This window comes from Streptomyces physcomitrii (assembly GCF_012273655.1).
Classification (GTDB): Bacteria; Actinomycetota; Actinomycetes; order Streptomycetales; family Streptomycetaceae; genus Streptomyces; species Streptomyces physcomitrii.
In genome coordinates this window covers 196,662-217,496 of the sequence record NZ_JAAWWP010000004.1, presented here as the reverse complement: position 1 = coordinate 217,496, position 20,835 = coordinate 196,662, and the positions used below count along the sequence as shown (strand labels likewise).

Genomic DNA, 20,835 nt, shown 5'->3' with positions numbered 1-20,835 from the left:
GGTGTCGGGCCATGACCTCCCGTGACCCGCAGCAGGCCGAAAGCGCCGGGGCCCTCGACACGGTGGCCGAGGCCGACGCCTCGGTGCGCGCCGAGCTGACCCGGCTGCGCGACAGCATCGACAACATCGACGCGGCGGTCGTCCACATACTGGCCGAGCGCTTCAAATGCACCCAGCAGGTCGGTCGCCTCAAGGCCCTGCACCGGCTGCCGCCCGCCGACCCGGCCCGCGAGGCCCGCCAGATCGAGCGCCTGCGCCAGCTCGCCGAGACCGCGAAGCTCGATCCCTCCTTCGCCGAGAAGCTCCTCGGCTTCATCGTCGCCGAGGTCATCCGCCACCACGAGCAGATCGCGGACGCCGAGTCGGCGGAGCCCGCCCGCGGCAACGGGGCCTCCCGTACGGCCGCCACCGCGGACTGACCGGACCCGCGCCTCCGGTCCCTCGGCGCACCCGGCCCCCGGTCCCCTGGGTTCAGGACCCGGACCGGGCCGGGATCCGGGGGAGCCCGGACCCGGCGTGCGCCCCGCGCGCGGGCCCGCCCCGAGGTCCCCGCTCAGGCCCTCGCCCGCAGGTCGGGGCGCCAACCGCCCGCCATCCAGGCCCCGTTGAGAAGGGGCGCACGCGGCGCGCGTCGCGCCGGGCCGCGCACCTTCACCTCCGTACCCCCTCGGCGTACGCCGGGAAATAGGGCATCCTACGCTGAGTGCTCTCCCACTCACCGTCCGTCCGGCCGGGCGCCGGACACCCAAGCGAGGGGACGCGGGCCTTGCCGACACAAGCGAGCATCCTGATCGTCGACGACCACGAGGACACGCTGTACGCGCTCGAATGCGCCCTCGCCCCGCTCGGCTATCCGGTGCGGAGCGCCACCAGCGGCGACGCCGCCCTCAAGGACGTCCTGCGCGGCAGCATCGGCCTCCTCGTCCTCGACGTCCGCATGCCCGGCGTCAGCGGAGTCGACGTGGTCCGCTACCTGCGGCGCCTGGAGCAGACCCAGCACATCCCCGTCCTGCTGCTCACCGGATTCGGCGCCGACGCCGCGCTCACCGCCGACGCCTACGAACTCGGCGTCGCCGACCTCGTCCTCAAGCCGATCGACCCGCTCGCCCTGCGCACCAAGGTCCGCTACCTCTACGAGGCCCACCAGCGCACCCGTGCCCTCGAAGCGGAACTGCGCGAACTGCGCGCCGATCCCGAGACCCGGCCCACCGCCCCGCCGCGCCGCCGCCGCGGTCAACCCGCCACCGGGCCCGACACCCGCGTCCCCGTCCAGCGCGAGTCACCCGCCCGGCCGGGCCGGGCCGCCGGATCCGAAGCCCTTGGCGGCGTCTGACCCCGCGCGCCGCCGCCGCGGCCCGGCCCCGTCCCTTCACCGCCGCGCACGCCGGGTGAAACCCCCTGTTCCCCCGCCGGGACCATCAGGCAGCATGGCCACCATGTCCGTACTGACGCGCGACGAAGCGCAGACCCGAGCACAACTCCTCGAAGTCCACCGGTACACGGTCGACCTCGACCTCGACCGCGGCGAGGAGACCTTCGACTCCCGCACCGTCATCCGCTTCACCGCACAATCGGACGCGGACACGTTCGTCGAGCTGAAGCCCGTCACCCTGCGCGCCGCCACCCTCGACGGACAGCCCCTCGACCCCGCCGCCCTCGACGGCAACCGCCTCCCGCTGAGCCTCACCGCGGGCCCCCACGAACTCACCGTCGACGCCGAGATGCGCTACTCCCGCACCGGCGAGGGACTGCACCGCTTCACCGACCCCGCCGACGGCGAGACCTACGTCTACAGCCAGCTCTTCCTCGACGACGTACAGCGCGTCTTCGCCGCCTTCGACCAGCCCGACCTGAAATCCGTCTTCGAGCTGCGGGTCAACGCCCCCGAGAGCTGGACCGTCCTCGGCAACACCCTCACCACCCGCGACGCACAGGGCCGCTGGCAGGCCGCCCCCACCCTGCCGCTCTCCTGCTACCTCGTCGCCGTCGCCGCCGGCCCCTGGTACTCGGTGCGCACCGAGCACCGCGGCATCCCCTTCGGACTGCACTGCCGCCGCTCCCTGGCCCCCGCCCTCGACGCCGACACCGGTGAACTCCTCGACATCACCCGCGCCTGCTTCGACCGCTACCACGAGAAGTTCGAGGAGCCCTACCCCTTCGACTCCTACGACCAGGCCTTCGTCCCCGAGTTCAACGCGGGCGCCATGGAGAACCCCGGACTCGTCACCTTCCGCGACGAGTTCCTCTACCGCTCCGCCGTCACCGACACCGAACGCCAGACCCGCGGCATGGTCATCGCCCACGAGATGGCCCATATGTGGTTCGGCGACCTCGTCACCCTCACCTGGTGGGACGACATCTGGCTGAACGAGTCCTTCGCCGAGTACATGGGCTACCAGGTCCTCAGCGAGGCCACCCGCCACACCGGCACCTGGACCGACTTCGCCATCGCCCGCAAGGGCTGGGGCTACGACGCCGACCAGCGCCCCTCCACCCACCCCGTCGCCCCCGAGGCCGTCGACGACACCGCCGCCGCCCTGCTCAACTTCGACGGCATCTCCTACGCCAAGGGCGCCAGCGCCCTGCGCCAACTCGTCCACTGGATGGGCGAGAAGGACTTCCTCGCCGGGATCAACACCCACTTCGCCCGGCACAAGTTCGCCAACGCCTCGCTCGCCGACTTCCTCGACTCCCTCGCCGGCCACACCGACCGCGACATCCACGGCTGGGCCGCCCAGTGGCTGCGCACCACCGGCGTCGACACCCTCACCCCCGAACTGACCCCCGTCGACGCCCGCAGCACCACCCTCACCGTCAGCCGCGAGGGCAGCCGCCCGCACCGCATCGCCGTCGGCGTCTACGACCGCGACCCCGGCGACGGCAGCCGCCTGGTGCTCCGCGAACGCTTCGACAGCGACATCCCCGGCGCCCCCCGCGACCTCGGCGCCCCGCCCGCCCTCCTCGTCCTCAACGACCAGGACTACGGCTACGCCAAGATCCGCTTCGACCCGGCCTCCGCCCGCACCGCCCTCGACGCGCTGGCCGGAGTGCCCGATCCGCTCACCCGCGCCGTGGTGTGGAACGCGCTGCGCGAGGCCGTCCGCGACGGCGAACTCCCGCCCGCCGCCTACCTCGACGCCGCCCGCACCCACCTCCCGCACGAGCGCGACCTCGCCGTCGTCAGCGGCGTCCTCACCTTCAGCCGCCTGGTCGCCGACCGCTACCTGCCCGCCGAACGCCGCCCCGCGGCCCTCGCCACCCTCGGCGAACTCTGCCGCGACCTGCTGCGCCGCACCGAGACCGGCGACCACCCCGGGCTGCGCCTGCTCGCCGTGCGGCACGCCATCGACTCCGCCACCCAGCCCGATGTGATCCGCGACTGGTACGACTCCGGCAGCGTCCCCGGCGGCCCCGAACTCGACCCCGAACTGCGCTGGCGCATCCTCGGCCGCCTGTGCGTCCTCGGCGCCGTGGACGACGCCGTCGTCGAGGCCGAACTCGTCCAGGACCCGAGCGCCACCGGCCAGGAGGGCGCCGCCCGCTGCCGCGCCGCACTGCCCGACCCGGTCGCCAAACAGGAGGCCTGGCGGGCCCTGTTCGAGGACGACACCCTCTCCAACTACCTCTTCACCGCCACCGCCCAGGGCTTCTGGCAGCCCGAACAGGCCGATCTGGTACGCGACTTCGTCCCCCGCTACTTCACCGAGGTACCCGCCCTCGCCGCCCGCCGCGGCGCGGCCATCGCCTCCGCCGCGGGCCGCCACGGCTTCCCCGGCCACCGCACCGACCCCCGCACCGCCGAACTCGCCGAGCAGTGCCTGCGCGCGGACGACCTGCTGCCCGCCCTCCGCCGCGAACTGGCCGACCGCCTCGACGACCTCCACCGCGCGCTGCGGGTGCAGGCGGGCGAGGAGGAGAGCGGGGCCGCGCACTGACGGCAGCCACCGATTCCGGCCGGCGGCACGGGCCCGGGCCGGGGACGTAGCCCCGGGCCACCCCGGACACCCGGGGCGGGCGGGGGAGCGGCGGGCAGGCCGCCGACTCCGGCGTCCGGCGTCCGGCGTCCGGGGCCCGGGCATGGGCGCGGGTGCGGGCGCGGTCCGCGGCTGGAGGCGCCGGGGCGAGCTGGCAGCGCAGGCCTCGGGCAGCCGACCTGGGGTGAGAGGAAGCTGCGGTCGGGATGTGCGGGCTGCGGTCCGGGTCTGTCTTGGGTGTACGGCTGGTTCTGCGGTCGGGATGTGCGGGTTCCGGCCTGGGTCCGTCTCGGATGTACGGCCGGTTCTGGCCCCGGCATCGCGTCCGGGCCCGCCGCCGGGTGCCGTCGCACGTGCCGCGAGCGGACCGCGCTCCTCGCAGCCCGGCCGCCCCCGCGCCCCCAACTCCCGCCCCGCTTCCCTCTTTCGGGTCGCATCGGCGCTGCTTGGCGCCTGCGCCGCGAGGCGGTCCTACAGGCTTGGTGCGCCGCTGCCCGCATCCCACCTGAAGGACCGCCATTGAGCACCCCGCCGCCTCTCGCCGGAGGGGCCGCAGGCCCGACCGCCCTGCGCCCGATGCTCGACACCGTCCTCGCCGCCCTCCAGGAAGGCGCCCTGCGGCGACAGGGCCCGCTGCCCGCGGGCGGACCCGAGGCGGTGGCCGCCCGCGTCCGCCGGGCCCTCGGCACCGCCCTGCCCGAGCAGGGCATCGGCGCCCACCCCGCCCTGCACAGCCTCGTCACCGCCGTCGCCGAGGGCGCCGCCGACCCCGCCGACCCGCTGTGCGCCGCCCATCTGCACTGCCCCCCGCTCGCCGTGGCCACCGCCGCCGACCTGGCCGCCTCGGCGCTCAACCCCTCGATGGACTCCTGGGACCAGGCCCCCGCCGCCTCCGCGCTCGAAGCCCTCGTCACCCGGGCCCTCGCCGCCGAGGTCCACCCCGCCGCCGACGCCCTGGTCACCACCGGCGCCACCGAGGCCAACCAACTCGCCGTACTGCTCGCCCGGGAGCTTCGCCCCGGCCCCGTCCAGGTGGTCTGCGGCGCCAACGCCCACCACTCGCTGCACCGCGCCGCCTGGCTCCTCGGCCAGCCCCCGCCGCTGACCGTCCCCACCCCGGACGGCACCCTGCGCCCCGAAGCCCTCGGCGCCGCGCTCGCCGGACTCGACGGCCACCCGAACCTGCTCGCCGCCGCCACCGCGGGCACCACCGACGCCGGGCTCATCGACCCCCTCGACGCGCTCGCCGACACCGCCGCCCGGCACGGCGCCCGCCTGCACATCGACGCGGCCTACGGCGGCGCCCTCCTGTTCAGCGCCCGCCACCGCGGACTCCTCACCGGCCTCGACCGCGCCCACACCACCGCACTCGACCTGCACAAACTCGGCTGGCAGCCGGTCGCCGCCGGACTCTTCACCAGCCGCGACCCTTCCGAGCTCGCCGCCCTCGACCACCGCGCCGACTACCTCAACGCCGACGACGACACCGAGGCCGGGCTGCCCGACATCCTCGGGCGCTCACTGCGCACCACCCGCCGCCCCGACATCCTCAAGATCGCCGTCACCCTGCGCGCACTCGGCCGCGAAGGACTCGGCGCCCTCACCGACCATGTCTGCGCCCAGGCCCGCGAACTGGCCCGCCTGGTGGCCGCCCACCCCCGCTTCACCCTCTGCGCGGAGCCCGCCCTCAGCACCGTCCTGTTCCGCCCGACCGGCATCGAGGACCGCACCCTCGCCGCCGTCCGCAGGGACCTGCTCGGCGCGGGGCACGCCGTCCTCGGCCGGGCCCGCCACGGAGGCCGCCTCTGGCTCAAGGCCACCCTCCTCAACCCGCACACCCAGCCGGGCGACCTCGCCGCACTCCTCAAACTGGTGGAAGGAAACCTCCCGTGACGAGCACCAGCGAAACCGCCCCCCACGACCTGGTCGGCATCGGCATCGGCCCCTTCAACCTCTCCCTGGCCGCCCTCGCCCAGCCCCTCACCACCCTCGGCACCGCCTTCTACGACCAGAACCCGGCCTTCGCCTGGCACCCCGGGCTGCTCATCGAGGGCACCACCCTCCAAGTCCCCTTCCTCGCCGACCTGGTGACCCTCGCCGACCCCGCCAGCCGGTGGAGCTTCCTCAGCCATCTGCGCCACCGCGAGCGGCTGTTCCCCTTCTACTTCGCCGAGCGCTTCCACATCGACCGCGCCGAATACGCCGCCTACTGCCGCTGGGTCAGCGAGCACCTGCCCGCGCTGCACTTCGGCCACCGCGTCGAGGCCGTCCGCTGGGACAGCGCCCACGCCCACTTCGAGGTCGACTACTCCCGCCTCGGCGCCGACGGCGAGACCGAGTCCCTCGGCCGTACCCACGCCAGGAACCTCGCCCTCGGCATCGGCACCGCGCCCCATCTGCCCGGCGCCCTGCGGCCCCTCGCCGACTCCCCGGGCACCCTGGTGCTGCACTCCGCGGACTACCTCCGCCACCGCGACCGGCTCCTCGCCGCGGGCCATGTCACCGTCATCGGTTCCGGGCAGTCCGGCGCCGAGGTCTTCCTCGACCTCCTCAGACGCAGGCCCACCGGCGGCGAACGACTCCACTGGCTGGCCCGCACCGAGGCCTTCGCGCCCATGGAGTACTCCAAGCTCGGGCTCGAACACTTCACGCCCGACTACACCCGCTACTTCCACCAGCTGCCCGAGAGCGCCCGCGACAGCCTGCTGCCCCGGCAGTGGCAACTCCACAAGGGCATCGACAGCGGCACCCTCGGCGCCATCCACGACGAGCTGTACCGGCGCACCCTCAACGGCCACTGGCCGGACGCCACCCTCACCCCCGGCGTCACCGTCCGCACCGCGGGCCGCGTCGGCGACGGCCGCATCGAACTCCACCTGGAACACGGCCGCCAGGGCACCCGCACCCGCCACACCACCGACGCCGTCGTCCTCGCCACCGGCTACCGCGAACGCCCCCTCGACCAGCTCCTCGGCGCCCTCGAACCCCACCTGCGGCGCGACAGCTCGGGGCGCCTCGCCGTGGACGCGCACTACCGGCTCGCCCTCGACCCCGCGCTCACCCGCGGCGGCAGCAACATCTACGTACAGAACGCCGAACGGCACACCCACGGCGTCGGCGCACCCGACCTCGGGCTCGCCGCCTGGCGCAGCGCCACCATCCTCAACGCCCTCACCGGCACCACCGCCTACCCGCTGCCGCAGCGCACCGCCTTCACCCGCTTCGGCCTGCACCAGCCGACGGCATCCGCACCCGGGACGGCAGGGACACTCGGGATGCCCAGGACATCCGGGACACCTGGGACGCCACCGGGGACCGCATCCGCTTCCGGGACCGGAAAGGGGTCCGCACCCGGGTCCGTACGCGCGCTTGGATCCGTACCGGCACCCGCGCCCGTACCCGCGGTTGAGTCCGCCCCCGCCGGGAGCCCCACCGCCCCGCCGGGCATCACCGTCCCCCCGCCCGACTCGGCGGGGTCCGCGCTCAGGACTCCGCGGGACGCAGCCGGCCCCCCGCCCGCGGTGAGGGATTGAGCGGATCGTCGACGAGACCGGCGACCCGGCGCACCTCGTCCAGCGGGTCCTCGTCCACCTGCCCGCCCGCCGCCCGCGCCAGCACATGCAGCGAGGCGAGCAACTGGGGGCGGTCCCCGGCCGGGAGCCGGTCCACCAGGGCGCGTATCTCCCGCTGCCGGTGCCGCAGCACCCGGTCGACCAGGGACTGGCCCTTGGCGCTCATCCGCAGCACCACCTCGCGGCGGTTGCCCGGATTGGGCGCCCGGTGCGCGAGGTCCTGGGCCTCCAGCCGCTCCACCATCCTGAGCGCCGTCGAGGGATTGACCCCGAGGACCGAGGCCAGCGCCGCCAGCTTCACGGGTCCGCAGCGCTCCAGGACCACCAGCGCGCGCAGCTGCGGCAGGGTCAGGGTTCCGTCGACCGAGGCCAGCGAACGAGCCGATATCTCCACGAAGAGGCGGGAGACCGCGGTCACGGCCAGCGCGACCTCCTCGGCCTCGTCGACCTGTCGGCCGATCTGCTCACCGCCCCCCGGCTGGGGACCCGTCAGACTGCTCTGCTCGGTCATACGGCTCGTCGTACCCTTCCGATGGTTCCCGCCGGGGCAGCGGCAACCGCTGCACCGCACCCGCCCCTGCACCCGGTCGTGACCCCCTACCGGCCCCCGCCCGGACCGGACCGGTGCCACAGGCACGGCCCCCGGCCACCGAAGAGGCGAACAGAGGCCGTCATTACCCGGCCTTTGCCAAGCCTATACCTGCCTCCGGCGCCCTCCCACCCACCTGTGGACAACTCCCTCTCGGGCACCTCGGCACCGGCTCCTGGCCCGTGCCCCGACCGGCCTCCGTCCGGGCATACAAAAGACCGCGACCGGCAGTCCACCCAACTGCCGGCCGCGGCCGCACCACCCCGCCTCAGCACCCGCGCCGCAAGCCCCGAAGGCCTGCCGCGCCGGACGCGAGCCGGAGAGAACCCAAAGCACCGGACGCCCGGAAATCCGCGCGATCCGAAGGAACACGAAACCGGGGATCCGAAGACCTCCGAGAGCCAACCGGCCCTCGCGAGCCGGCGACCTCGAAGAGCAGCCGCCCGGGAAAGCCACCGCTTCCCGAAAGCCGCCCCCGAAAGCCACCGCCCCCGAAACCCGGCGATCGCCAAGTCGGCGAGCGCGAAAGTCAGCGACCCCGCATTCCGTGATCCCCGCTCAGAACACCGGAGTTCCGTCCCGGGTCAGCTTCCACTCCACCGCGGCGAACTCCGCGGGGTCGATCTCGCCCTTCTCCTTCACCCAGGTGATCATCGTGTTGCGGATCTCCTCCGAATTGGCCCACAGCTGCTTCGCGCCGGCCACACCCGGGAAGTTCCCGCCCCCGCTCGCCCGGTAGTTGTTCACCGCGAGCACGAACTCCGCCTTGTCGTCCAGCGGCTTCCCGTCGAACATCAGCTCCGCCACCCGCGACCCCGCGGCCTTCGCCACGTCGATCTCGTACGAAAGGCCGCCCACCACGTCGTAGTTGTAGTCCGGGATGTTGTCGGCGTTCGTCAGCTTCGCCGGGTCCACCGGGGCGTCGGCGGCGGTCTGCACGAAATAGTTCGCGGAGAACTCCAGATAGGCGCGGAGCTGCGCGCCCGTCATCAGCCGCGCCTCCAGGGTGTTCTCGAAGGTGTAGAGACCGGCCACGTCCCGGATCGTCACCTCGCCGCCCGGAATCACCGCCGCCCGCGAGAAGCACGCCGCCTGCGAGAGCACCGGAAGCTCGGCGTACTCCGTACCGGCCAGCGCCTCCTTCACCGTGGCCGCCTGGATGTGGTTGATCAGATCGATGATCGGCACATCCTTGTACGGGGCCTCGGCCGAGGACATCTCCGTCTTGTTCGTGCCGATCACCTGGTTCACATAGGCGACGACCTTCTTGTGCTCCTTCGTGAGCATTCCGGAGATCCGCTTGTCCTCGGGCACCGTATTGGAGTTCAGGACCTTCGCGCCCGCGCTCTGAACGACCCAGCGGCCCCGCGACCACACCACCTCGAAATCGAAGAGCGTCAGCCGCTGCCCCCACTTCGCGGGCTCCGAGAGGACGACCTGCTTCCCGGTCTCCTTGTTCGTCACGAAATACTCGGGTACCTCGAGATGCGCGTGCCCCACCAGAATCGCGTCGATCCCCGGCACCTGCTCGGCCACCAGACCCGCCGCGTTCTCCACATACGGCAGTTGGTCACCCCACGAAGAGGTCCCGCTCGCCCCCGAATGCGCCGAGACGATCACCACATCCGCGCCCATCGAACGCAGCCTCGGCACCCACTTCGCCGCCTGCTCCTCCAGACCGGGAAAGGTCATCTTGCCCTGCACATTGGCCTTGTCCCAGATCGCGATCCCCGGATTCGTCAGACCGAGCACCGCCACCCGCACATCCCGGCCGCAGGGCGTCCGCAGCCGCTTCATCACATACGGCCGGAAAGCGGGCCGCTCGGTCCGCGCGTCCAGCGCGTTGGCGCCGAGCAGCGGGAAATCGCACTGCTCCTCGAACTTCCGCAGCACCGGGATCCCGTAGTTGAACTCGTGGTTGCCGAGCGCCGCCGCGTCATAGCCGATCGCGTTCATCGCCTTGGCCATCGGATGCACCGGGCCGTGCTGCGCGGTGATCGGGTCGACCCGCGCGTAGTAGTACGAGAGCTGGGTGCCCTGGATGGTGTCGCCCGCGTCGATGAGGAGGGTGTTGCGGGCGCCCTTCTCACGGCGCACCTGCGAGACCAGCGTGGAGATCTTCGCCAGGCCCACGTCGTTGTGGTCCTTGTCGTCGTACTCCTTGTCGGTGAAGTAGTCCCAGTTCAGGGCGTTTCCGTGCAGGTCCGTGGTGCCCATCACGGTGAAGGAGTAGCGCCGCTCGCGCCCGTGGCGGCCCGCCGCGCTCCCCGCTGCCGCCTCCGCCGCCGGGGCGCCGGCGGCCACCAGGCCCGCCCCCGCGCCTGCCGCGACCGAACTGCCCAGGAACTTCCTTCTGCCGAGCGCCATTTCCACTCCCAGTCGTACCGACGGACCACGCAGCCGCGTCCACCGCGGACACAACGCGCGTAGATTCTGGCGCAATCCCACCCGCCGCAACACCCCCTCCCGATACCGAACAGGCAACCATCCCCGGCCCGGCACCTCCCTCGCCGCCCCGCCGATGCACAGTGGACCCACCCCGCCACCACCTGTGACCGCCAACTCCTCACCGGCAGAAGGGCCCGCCATGACCCACCCCCCGCACGGCACACCCGAAGCACCCCGTCTCGCCGTCCGCGGTGAGGCGCGGCTCGAAGTCGACCCCGAGGTCGCCCGCCTCGACATCACCGTCAGCGCCCGCGGCACCGACCGGCACGACGCCCTCGCCCAGCTGACCCGCCGCAACAACGCCACCCTCGAACTCGTCCGGAGCTATGCGGACGCCGTCCACAAACTGGAGACCGGCGCCTTCTCCCTCACCCCCGAACTCGGCCGCCACGGCCGCACCGAACGCGTCCGCGCCTACCACGGCCGCGTCCATCTCACCGCCCACCTCACCGACTTCACCGCCCTCGGCGAACTCACCACCCGCCTCGCCGGGAACGAACTCACCCGCCTCGGCGGACCCTGGTGGGACCTCCACCCCGACTCGCCCGCCCACCGCGAGGCCCGCCAGCTGGCCGTCCGCGAGGCCGTCCAGCGCGCCCGCGAATACGCCGAGGCCCTCGGCACCACTCTCGACTCCCTGCTCGAACTCGCCGACATCGGCGCCGAAAGCCCCGCGCCCCAGCCCGGTTTCGGCCGCGCCGGCCGCGGTGCCCGCCGCGCCCTCGGCGGCAACGCGGAGGAGGAGCCCGCCCCGCTCGACCTGGAACCGCAGCGCCAGACCGTCCACGCCCAGGTCAACGCCCGCTTCACCCTCCACCCGCCCCGCTTGTGACCCGAGGCCCCGGGAGGACCGCGAGAGCTGGAACCCGGCCGCGCATCGAGCCCCGCCCGCGCCGGGCCGGAGAAAGTAATGAACTCGGCAAACGAGCCGCATAAAGCACAGACGAGCGCGGTACGCCGAGAATCCGGCACCGCCCGGCCATTCCTTCCGGCAAACGGTCAGGAAACCGCGACGAGAACCCCCGGCGGCGGAGATCGGCCGCTCAGAAGAGCGGCACCCCTCACATATTCAACTCTTGTCAACAGCCCTTCGGGCAAAGGCCGTTCGGCGGTCACGCGGAAAAGAATGTCTACCCACAAGTAAGGCCTAGGCTCGGACCATGCGCCGAGCAAAAATCGTCTGCACCCTGGGCCCTGCCACCGATACATACGAGCAGATCAAAGCCCTCGCCGAAGCCGGAATGGACATCGCCCGGCTCAACCTCAGCCACGGCACCCTCCACGACCACGAACAGCGCTACCACCACGTGCGCAAAGCCGCCGAGGAGACCGGCCGCAGCATCGGCGTCCTCGCCGACCTTCAAGGCCCGAAGATCCGCCTCGGCACCTTCACCGAAGGCCCCGTACTCCTCGAACCCGGCGACACCTTCACCCTCAGCACCGACCCCCACACCCCCGGCGACCACCACCAGTGCGCCACCACCCACCCCCACCTCGCCAACGACCTGCACCACGGCGACCACATCCTCATCGACGACGGCAAGGTCACCCTCCAGGTCACCGAGATCGACGGCCCCCGCATCCGCACCCTGTGCACCGACGGCGGCCTGCTCTCCGACCACAAGGGCCTCAACCTCCCCGGCACCGCCGTCACCGTCCCCGCCCTCTCCGCCAAGGACCGCACCGACCTGCGCTGGGCCCTGCGCACCGGCTGCGACCTCATCGCCCTCTCCTTCGTCCGCACCGGCGAGGACATCGACGAGGTCCACCGCCTCATGCGCGAGGAAGGACGCACCCTGCCCGTCCTCGCCAAACTGGAGAAGCCCCAGGCCGTCGAGCACCTCGACGACATCGTGGCCGCCTTCGACGGACTCCTCATCGCCCGCGGCGACCTCGGCGTCGAGATGCCCCTGGAGCAGGTCCCGCTGGTGCAGAAGCGCGCCATCAAGCTCGCCCAGCGCAACGCCAAACCCGTCATCGTCGCCACCCAGATGCTCGACTCGATGATCGACAACCCGCGCCCCACCCGCGCCGAGGCCAGCGACGTCGCCAACGCCATCATCGACGGCACCGACGCCGTCATGCTCTCCGGCGAGACCAGCATCGGGCGCTTCCCCGCCCAGACCGTCAAGACCATGTCCCGCATCGTCGCCTCCGCCGAGGAAGACCTCCTCGCCAAGGGCCTCCCGCCGCTCACCGCCGGCAGCAAGCCCCGCACCCAGGGCGGCGCCGTGGCCCGCGCCGCCGCCGAGATCGGGGACTTCCTCGGCGCCCGCTACCTCGTCGCCTTCACCCGGTCCGGCGACACCGTCCGGCGCCTGTCCCGCTACCGCTCGCCGATCCCGCTGCTCGCCTTCACCCCCGACGCCGCCACCCGCGCCCAACTCGGCCTCAGCTGGGGCGTGCAGACCCTGCTCGGCCCCCAGGTCGACTCCACCGACGCCATGGTCGACCAGGTCGACGAACACCTCCTCCGCCTCGGCCTGTGCAAGCGCGGCGACATCGTCGTCATCACCGCGGGCTCACCCCCCGGCGTCTCCGGCTCGACCAACCTGGTCCGCGTCCACCATGTCGGCGAGGACGACAGCCCGAAGTAGACGGGCCGCAATGCGCCGTCAGGGCTCAGCACTTGGGGCCGGGGTGCCGGTCCATGAGGGCTGCGGAGGCTCGGCGCGCACGGTCCAGGCGCGCGGAGCCGAGCGGGAAATTCCCGTCTGCCCGCTCACCGAATTGAGGCTCTGGCCCTGGCCTGTGAGTGCCAGGGCGCGACGCCGGGTTTCCAGGTCGTAGATATGGGCGACTGTGCGGGAAAGGATTACCGACGTGCCCGGCTGATCTCAGTCGATTAACACGAACGAGTGATCAACATCCGTTGATGTTGTGACCTTGGAATTCAAGGAAAAAGTGCCCCGGGTGGGATTCGAACCCACGCTGTCGGTGGTTTGAGCACCGTGTCTCTACCGCTGGACTACCGGGGCATCCTGTGAAACGAAGTTCAACGGGTACCCGTTGCCCGATCACCATACCGCAGCTGGGTACCCTCATGGCAGCAGTATCTGCCAGCACCGAGGAGCTCCCGTGACCGCCCCCGAGCCGCCCCAGCCCGTCAATGACGACGACAAGTCGCATGTGCCTCCGCTCACCACGCGTGTCGTCATCGCCGAGGACGAGGCGCTCATCCGTCTCGACCTCAAGGAGATGCTCGAGGAGGAGGGCTACACCGTCGTCGGAGAGGCCGGGGACGGGGCCAAGGCGGTCGAGCTCGCCCGGGAGCACCGGCCCGACCTGGTGATCCTCGATGTCAAGATGCCGATCCTGGACGGGATTTCGGCGGCCGAGAAGATCGCCGAGGAGTCGATCGCGCCGGTGCTCATGCTGACCGCGTTCTCGCAGCGCGACCTGGTGGAGCGGGCGCGGGACGCGGGCGCGATGGCGTATCTGGTGAAGCCGTTCAGCAAGTCGGACGTGGTGCCGGCGATCGAGATGGCCGTCTCGCGGTTCACCGAGCTGAAGACGCTGGAGGCGGAGGTCGCGGACCTGACGCAGCGGCTGGAGACCCGCAAGCTGGTGGACCGGGCGAAGTCGATTCTGCAGACGGAGTACGGGCTCACCGAGCCGGCGGCCTTCCGGTGGATCCAGAAGACGTCGATGGACCGGCGCCTTTCGATGCAGCAGGTGGCGGAGGCCGTGATCCAGGACTCCGAGGAGAAGAAGGCGAAGGGCGGCGGCCAGTAGCCGCCCGCCCGGCCCGGCGCCGGGCATCGGGGCCGACAGCACCACGGAGGCCGCGGCAGCACCGCGGAGACCGCGAGCAACAGCAGCGAGGCCCGCCCCCCGGCCAGGGGAGCGGGCCTCGCCGCTGCTTGCGGGTGCCGGTGTCAGTCCTCGCCGAGGTAGGCCTTGCGGACGGACTCGTCGGTGAGCAGGTCGGAGCCGGTGCCGGAGACGACGATCTTGCCGACCTCCATGACATGGCCCTGGTCGGCGAGGGAGAGCGCGGCCTGCGCGTTCTGCTCGACGAGCAGGATGGTGGTGCCCTGCGCCTTGAGTTCGGCGATGGTCGCCATGATCTTCTGCATCATGATCGGCGAGAGGCCCATGGAGGGTTCGTCGAGCATGAGCAGCTTGGGCTGGGACATCAGGGCGCGCCCCATGGCGAGCATCTGCTGTTCGCCGCCGGAGAGGGTGCCCGCGGCCTGCTTGCGGCGTTCTCCGAGGATGGGGAAGAGCTCGTAGGCGCGCTGGATGTCCTTCTGGATGCCCTCGACGTCCTTGCGGAGGAAGGCGCCGAGTTGCAGGTTCTCGGTGATGCTCAGGCGCGGGAAGATGTGCCGGCCCTCGGGGGAGTGGGCGAGTCCGAGGGCGACGATCTTGTGCGCGGGGGTGCCGTTGAGCGGCTTGCCGTCGAAGAGGATCCGGCCGCCGGAGGGCTTGAGGAGCCCGGAGAGGGTGCGCAGGGTGGTGGTCTTGCCGGCGCCGTTGGTGCCGATGAGGGTGACGACCTGGCCCGCTTCGACGCTGAAGGAGATGCCCTTGACGGCCTCGATCTTGCCGTAGGCGACCTTGAGGTCCTGGACCTCGAGAAGTGCGGTCACTTGTCGTCTCCTTCGGTGCCGGTCCCGCCTGCGGCGCGGGGTTCGGCGGTCTTGCCGGTGCGCGGGGCGGCCGCGGCTGCCTCGGCGGACTGGACGTCGCCCAGGGCCTCGTCCTCGGGGGCGCCCTCGTAGGGGGTGCCGAGGTAGGCGGCGACGACGCGTTCGTCGCTCTGGACGACGTCGCTGGTGCCTTCGACGAGCTTCTCGCCCTGGACGAGGACGGCGACGCGGTCGCAGAGGTTGAAGATGAACCGCATGTCGTGCTCGATGACGAGGACGGCGGTGCCCTTGTCCCGGATGGCGAAGACGAGTTCCTCGGTGGCGCGGGTCTCCTGCGGGTTCATGCCCGCGGTGGGCTCGTCGAGCAGGAGGAGTCCGGGTTCGCTGGCGAGGGCGCGGGCGATCTCCAGCTTGCGCTGTTCGCCGTAGGGCAGGTTGCGGGCGAGGTGGTCGCGCTTGTGGTCGAGGCCGATGAACTCCAGGAGTTCCATGGCGCGTTCCTCGCTGGCGCGTTCGGCCTTCTTGAAGCCGGGGCCGCGCAGCAGGGCCGACCAGAGGCCTTCCTTGGTACGGGTGTGGCGGCCGACGAGCACGTTCTCCAGGACGGTCATGTTGGCGAAGAGCCGGATGTTCTGGAAGGTGCGGGCGATGCCGGCCTTGGTGACGAGGTGGGGCTTGGGCGGCAGGACGGTGCCCTTGTAGGCGACGGTGCCCTCGGTGGGCACGTACAGGCCGGTGAGGCAGTTGAAGAAGGTGGTCTTGCCGGCGCCGTTGGGGCCGATCAGGCCGACGATCTCGCCGCTGTTGACGGTGAGGTCGACGCCCTTGACGGCGGTGAGTCCGCCGAAGCGCATGGTGACGCCGCTGGCCTGGAGGACCGTGGTGGTCGCGGTCTTGGTGGGAGCTGTGGTCATGAGGGTTACGCCCCCGCCTTGCTGAGGGAGGTATCGGTGCCGAGTTCGGTGGTGGGTACGTCGAGTTGGCCGGTCTCGTGGAATTCGAGCTGCTGCCTGCGGTTGGCGATGATGCCCTCCGGCCGGAAGCGCATGAGCAGGACGAGGGCGATGCCGAAGACGAGCAGGCTCTTGTTCTGCAGGAAGGTCAGCTTCTCGGGGATGAGGTAGAGCAGGGCCGCGCCGAGGATGGGTCCGCTGACGGTGCCCATGCCGCCGAGGACGACGGCGGCGAGCAGGAAGGCGGAGTTGGGCGGCGTGGATCCGGCGAACTGGTACGGCGTCGGGACCACGCTGTAGGTGACGTGGGCGCTGACGGTGCCGGCGAGTCCGGCGAGGCTGGCGCCGAGGGCGAAGGCGATGAGCTTGACCCGGAAGCCGTTGATGCCCATGGCGGTGGCGGCGGTCTCGTCCTCGCGGATGGCGATCCAGCTGCGGCCGATGCGGCTGTCGCTGGCGCGGGTGTAGACGAGGACGACGATGGCCATGATGAAGACCATCAGCAGGTAGTAGTTGGCGAAGCGGCCCAGCGTGAACCCGACGATGTCGTGGCTCTCTCCGAAGTTGAATCCGAAGAAGCTGAGGTCGGGGATGGAGGAGATGCCGTTGGGCCCGCCGGTGATGTTGGGTCCGGAGACGCCGTCCATGTTGTTGACGGCGATACGGAAGATCTCTCCGAAGCCGAGGGTGACGATGGCGAGGTAGTCGCCGCGCAGCCGCAGGGTGGGGGCGCCGATGAGGACGCCGAAGACGAGGCTGGCGGCGGCGCCGGTGAGGGCGGCGGCCCAGAAGGGGAACTGCACGCCGGAGAAGCGGCTGAACTCGGAGCCGGAGACGAGGGCCGCGGTGTAGGCGCCGACGCCGAGGAAGGCGACGTAGCCGAGGTCGAGGAGTCCGGCGAGGCCGACGACGATGTTGAGGCCGAGGGCGACGGTTCCGAAGATCAGGATGTTGACGCCGAGGTTGGCGTAGTGGTCGTCGCTCTGGGTGAAGGGGAAGGCGATGGCGGCGACGAAGCCCATGGCCAGGGTGAAGGCCCGGTTGTCGGCGGCGAGCCTGCTGAGCCGGTCGAGGAGGCCCGCGCTGTGCAGGGCCCAGGCGGCGAAGACGACGACGATCAGGTAGCCGATGAAGGTCTCGCCCTCGTCGGAAGGGGTGTCGATGCCGTACGTGAAGATGAACAGCCCGGCGACGGCGGCGAGGGTGATGACGCCGCGCTCCAGCCAGCCGTTCAGCGGGGCGGCCGGGGCGATCCGGTCGGGCTTGCCGATGCGGGCGAGGAAGGCTTCCTTGTCGGTCTGGCCTTCGCTGCGGTCCTGCGGGAGGGCGAGCACGCCGAGCAGCGGCAGCGCGGAGGCCACCGCGGCGACGTACGCGCCGGGTTCGAGGTTCACCAGGCCGTTGAGGGTGATGGCGATGGCGAGGACGGTGAACCAGGTGACGCCGAAGGCGCCCAGCGCGGTGAGCGTGAGCGGGGCGTTGCTGCGGCCGGGGTTGAGCCACTTCAGCCCGGGGACGCCGTAGGACTCCAGGGCATAGAGGGTGACGAGGGCTCCGGCGATGAAGGTCATCCACTGGAGGCCGCCGGGGTAGGCGTAGACCGTCAGGTCGCCGGGGAACTCGTCGGTCCACGTCCAGGCGAGGAAGGTGGAGACGAGGGTGGCGATGCCGCCGAGGAGGGTGAGGGCCCGGGCCGCCGCGAGGGGCAGCGGGACGATCGTGGACGCCGCGCTCTTGGTGGCCGTGGCGGGCGTGGTGGTGGTTTCGGTGGTCATGTGGATCACGCCCTGTCCGCGACGCGTTCGCCGAGCAGGCCTTGCGGCCGTACCAGGAGTACGAGGATGAGGAGGCAGAACGCCCAGACGTTGGCCCAGCTGGAGCCGCCGAACTCGCCCATGCCGGGGATGCCGTCGATGTAGGCGCTGGCGGTGACCTCGGCGATGCCGAGGACGAGTCCGCCGACCATGGCGCCGTAGATGTTGCCGATGCCGCCGAGGACGGCCGCGGTGAAGGCCTTGAGGCCCATCAGGAAGCCCATGCGGTATTCGACGTGGCCGTACTTGGCGCCGTACGCGACGGAGGCGACGGCGGCGAAGAAGCCGCCGATGGCGAAGGCGATGACGATGATGCGGTTGGTGTCGATGCCCATGAGCTGCGCGGTGTCGGGGTCCTGCGCGGTGGCCTGCATGGCGCGTCCGGTGCGGCTGCGGCGGACGAAGAACGCGAGTCCGGTCATGCAGACGACGGCGGCGACGATGAGGAAGAGGTCGGCGTTCTTGAAGGTGATGCTGCCGATCTCGTAGCTGCCCTCGCCGAGTTCGGGGAAGACACGCGGCTTGTCGGCCTGCGGGTAGAAGTTGCGGATGGCCTCCTGGAGCGCCAGGGAGAGGCCGATGGCGGTGATCAGAGGGGCGAGGCGTGGCGCCCCTCGTAGTGGTCGGTAGGCGAAGCGTTCCGCGCCGACGGCGATGAGGACGGCCACCAGGCCGCCGCCTATCAGCATCAGGGGCAGGGCGACCCAGATGTTGATGCTGTCGGGGAGGATGAGGTAAACGCTGAGCGCGCCGAAGCCGCCGGTCATGAAGATCTCGCCGTGGGCGAAGTTGATGAGCTGGACGATGCCGTACACCATCGTGTAGCCGATGGCGATGAGCCCGTACATCGAGCCGAGGAGCAGCCCGTTGGCCAGCTGCTGCGGCAGGGTGTTCACCGCATGGCCTCCATTGTCGCTGGAAGTGTGCAGGGGTGGTTTTCCGGGAGTTGTCCGGTCAGGTCGGACCTCGGTCCGATTACCGGGTTGTGCTCCCTATGGGTCGGGCCGCGCGGTGGGGTCTGCCTTCCGCGCGGCCCGTCGGTGGTGCCGTTGGTGCTGGGGGCGTCAGTTGGCCTCGCCCGTGTACTCGTCGGTCTTGACGGCCTTCCACTCACCCTTGGTGACCTGGTAGACGGTCAGCTGCTTGTTGGTGGTGTCGCCGTACTTGTCGAAGGCGACGGTGCCGGTGATGCCGTCGAAGTTGGACTTGCCGACGGCCTCGAGGACCTTCTTGCGCAGCTCGTCACCGGTGGGCAGCTTGCCGCCGTTGGCGTCCTTGACCGCGCCGACGGCCTTGATGATGGCGGTGGCGCCGTCGTAGGAGTAGCCGCCGTAGGTGCCGTAGTCGCCCTTGTACTTCTTGGCCTTGTAGGTCTTGATGAAGTCCTGGGCGCTGGGCAGGGTGTCGGCGGGCACGCCGACCGAGGTGGCGAGGTCGCCCTCGGAGACCTTGCCGGCGGTCTTGATGTAGGTCGGCGTGAACATGCCGTCGCCGCCCATGAGCGGGATCTTGGCCCCGGCTTCCTTGAGCTGCTTGGTGATCAGCTGCGACTCGTCGTACTGGCCGCCGTAGTAGACCATGTCGGCCTTGGAGTTCTTGATCTTGGTGACGAGGGAGCCGAAGTCCTTGTCGCCGGTGTTCACGTGGTCGGTGCCGGCCGCCTTGCCGCCGAGCTTGACGAACTGCTCCTTGAAGATCTTGGCGAGGCCGGCGCCGTAGGCCTGCTTGTCGTCGACGACGAAGACGCGCTTCTTCTTCAGGTCCTTGACGGCGTAGGCCGCGGCGAAGCCGCCCTGGTTGGCGTCGGTGGTGGCGGTGCGGAAGTACGAGGCGTACGGCCGCTTCTTGTCGCCGCTCTGCCAGTTCTTGCCCTGGGTCAGCTCGGGCGCCGTGTTGGACGGCGAGATCTGGACCAGGTTGGCGGCGTTGAAGACCTGCTGCATCGACTGGGCGACGCCGGAGTTCAGCGGGCCGACGGCGCCGACGACGGTCTTGTCGCCGACGAGCGCGGAGGCGTTCTGCTGGCCGGTGGCGGGCTGGGCCTTGTCGTCCAGGGCCTTCAGCTTGAACGTGACGCCGGGGACGAGGTTCTTCTTGTTGGCGTCGTCGACGGCGATCTGGGAGCCGTACTGGATGCCGAGACCGGTGGCGGAGTTCTCGCCGGACAGCGGGGCGTCGACGCCGATGGTGAGCGTGGTGCTCTCGCCGTCGCCGGAGTTGTCGCCGCCGTCGTCGTCACGCGAACCGCATGCGGTAAGGCTCAGGGCTCCGGTGGTGAGAACGGAGGTAAGGATCAGCAAGGAACGCTGGCGCACAATCAGTCCTTTCCGCGGGCACACTCGTCTTTGATTCGACAGTTTTGTGCCGCGTTGGTACCGAACTCCCACATGGAGCGGTGACTGGCCGTGACTCTAAGCCTCCATCAGGGGTGGGGGCAGTGGCCGAGGGCATGCTGTGACTTTCTTGTTATGCCGCGCCGTATTGAGCGCTTCTGGCCGGGGGATTCTTGGCCGGTTTGCCGGAATTTGCCAGTCGTCCGCATTTTGAGAATGTGCACTTCCGGTCATGCGTGGCGTCGCCGGCCGGTGCTTCCGGCTTCCGTCGCTGGTGGGAGGCGGCTTCCGGGGCCGGTGGTGCGGTTGGGGCGAACGGCCGCGTATTGCCCCCGTGTTACCCAGTGTTACGACAGGGGGTCTCTGGACGACATTCCGCGATCGATGGCGTGCGGACTTGTGCGAATTCCGCGCGCGCGAGCCGTCGGTCGCGGTATGGGGCATCCATTTCCGGCCAGGTGCCGAGTGTGGCAATCACCCTGTGAAACTGGGTGTGAAAGCCTCGATCCGGCTTCGATTGTGCCGAGATGATGCGGTGATCCGGGAAATGACGAAGG

15 protein-coding genes and 1 tRNA gene are annotated in these 20,835 nt (G+C 70.9%); 8 read left to right on the top strand and 8 right to left on the bottom strand.

Annotated features, from left to right (window positions below):
• The first annotated feature begins 11 nt into the window (after nucleotides 1-11).
• The 5 genes from HFV08_RS08795 to HFV08_RS08775 all read left to right on the top strand — a co-directional run bounded on the left by HFV08_RS08795 (nucleotide 12) and on the right by HFV08_RS08775 (nucleotide 7,507).
• Complete coding sequence (locus HFV08_RS08795; protein ID WP_168537580.1) at nucleotides 12-419, top strand: chorismate mutase; 408 nt, start codon at nucleotides 12-14, stop codon at nucleotides 417-419.
• A gap of 347 nt (nucleotides 420-766) precedes the next feature.
• Complete coding sequence (locus HFV08_RS08790) at nucleotides 767-1,333, top strand: response regulator (protein WP_168537578.1); 567 nt, start codon at nucleotides 767-769, stop codon at nucleotides 1,331-1,333.
• 103 nt (nucleotides 1,334-1,436) lie between these two features.
• Nucleotides 1,437-3,935: an aminopeptidase N gene (gene pepN / locus HFV08_RS08785; RefSeq protein ID WP_168537576.1), complete on the top strand. Its 2,499-nt coding sequence runs from the start codon at nucleotides 1,437-1,439 to the stop codon at nucleotides 3,933-3,935.
• Between the two features lie 615 nt (nucleotides 3,936-4,550).
• On the top strand, nucleotides 4,551-5,867 hold the full coding sequence (locus HFV08_RS08780; protein ID WP_168537901.1) for a pyridoxal phosphate-dependent decarboxylase family protein: 1,317 nt from the start codon (nucleotides 4,551-4,553) through the stop codon (nucleotides 5,865-5,867).
• On the top strand, nucleotides 5,864-7,507 hold the full coding sequence (locus HFV08_RS08775; protein ID WP_168537574.1) for a lysine N(6)-hydroxylase/L-ornithine N(5)-oxygenase family protein: 1,644 nt from the start codon (nucleotides 5,864-5,866) through the stop codon (nucleotides 7,505-7,507). The genes HFV08_RS08780 and HFV08_RS08775 overlap by 4 nt, the downstream gene beginning before the upstream one ends.
• On the opposite strand, the gene HFV08_RS08770 is transcribed toward HFV08_RS08775, so the two are convergent.
• Nucleotides 7,458-8,057, bottom strand: coding sequence for a MarR family winged helix-turn-helix transcriptional regulator (locus HFV08_RS08770; RefSeq protein ID WP_168537572.1), 600 nt, complete (start codon nucleotides 8,055-8,057; stop codon nucleotides 7,458-7,460). The two genes, HFV08_RS08775 and HFV08_RS08770, sit on opposite strands and share 50 nt — an antisense overlap.
• Nucleotides 8,058-8,693: 636 nt before the next feature.
• The gene (locus HFV08_RS08765) at nucleotides 8,694-10,502 is read right to left on the bottom strand and encodes a bifunctional metallophosphatase/5'-nucleotidase (RefSeq protein ID WP_168537570.1); all 1,809 of its coding nucleotides are present in this window, start codon (nucleotides 10,500-10,502) and stop codon (nucleotides 8,694-8,696) included.
• Between the two features lie 220 nt (nucleotides 10,503-10,722).
• Here HFV08_RS08765 and HFV08_RS08760 point away from each other — a divergent pair, with 220 nt between their 5' ends.
• Both HFV08_RS08760 and pyk read left to right on the top strand, forming a co-directional pair.
• Complete coding sequence (locus HFV08_RS08760; protein WP_168537568.1) at nucleotides 10,723-11,415, top strand: SIMPL domain-containing protein; 693 nt, start codon at nucleotides 10,723-10,725, stop codon at nucleotides 11,413-11,415.
• 328 nt (nucleotides 11,416-11,743) lie between these two features.
• The gene (gene pyk / locus HFV08_RS08755; RefSeq protein ID WP_168537566.1) at nucleotides 11,744-13,180 is read left to right on the top strand and encodes a pyruvate kinase; all 1,437 of its coding nucleotides are present in this window, start codon (nucleotides 11,744-11,746) and stop codon (nucleotides 13,178-13,180) included.
• A 308-nt stretch (nucleotides 13,181-13,488) separates the two neighbouring features.
• On the opposite strand, the gene HFV08_RS08750 is transcribed toward pyk, so the two are convergent.
• Nucleotides 13,489-13,561 (bottom strand) — tRNA-Leu (locus HFV08_RS08750).
• Between the two features lie 100 nt (nucleotides 13,562-13,661).
• Between HFV08_RS08750 and HFV08_RS08745 the strand changes: the two genes are divergently transcribed.
• Nucleotides 13,662-14,318, top strand: coding sequence for an ANTAR domain-containing response regulator (locus HFV08_RS08745; RefSeq protein WP_168537564.1), 657 nt, complete (start codon nucleotides 13,662-13,664; stop codon nucleotides 14,316-14,318).
• Between the two features lie 143 nt (nucleotides 14,319-14,461).
• On the opposite strand, the gene HFV08_RS08740 is transcribed toward HFV08_RS08745, so the two are convergent.
• From HFV08_RS08740 to HFV08_RS08720, 5 genes are all read right to left on the bottom strand, one after another.
• A complete protein-coding gene (locus tag HFV08_RS08740; protein ID WP_040254516.1) occupies nucleotides 14,462-15,178 on the bottom strand; it encodes an ABC transporter ATP-binding protein in 717 nt (238 codons plus the stop codon).
• Nucleotides 15,175-16,092 (bottom strand): ABC transporter ATP-binding protein, encoded by a 918-nt coding sequence (locus HFV08_RS08735; RefSeq protein ID WP_168537562.1) that lies wholly within the window; start codon nucleotides 16,090-16,092, stop codon nucleotides 15,175-15,177. Before HFV08_RS08735 ends, HFV08_RS08740 begins: the two co-directional genes overlap by 4 nt.
• A gap of 5 nt (nucleotides 16,093-16,097) precedes the next feature.
• A complete protein-coding gene (locus HFV08_RS08730; RefSeq protein WP_168537560.1) occupies nucleotides 16,098-17,906 on the bottom strand; it encodes a branched-chain amino acid ABC transporter permease in 1,809 nt (602 codons plus the stop codon).
• A 5-nt stretch (nucleotides 17,907-17,911) separates the two neighbouring features.
• Nucleotides 17,912-18,841 carry a branched-chain amino acid ABC transporter permease gene (locus tag HFV08_RS08725; protein WP_168537558.1) on the bottom strand — a complete coding sequence of 310 codons (930 nt, stop codon included), beginning with the start codon at nucleotides 18,839-18,841 and terminating at the stop codon, nucleotides 17,912-17,914.
• Between the two features lie 168 nt (nucleotides 18,842-19,009).
• Complete coding sequence (locus HFV08_RS08720) at nucleotides 19,010-20,245, bottom strand: branched-chain amino acid ABC transporter substrate-binding protein (protein ID WP_168537899.1); 1,236 nt, start codon at nucleotides 20,243-20,245, stop codon at nucleotides 19,010-19,012.
• Nucleotides 20,246-20,835 lie beyond the last annotated feature (590 nt).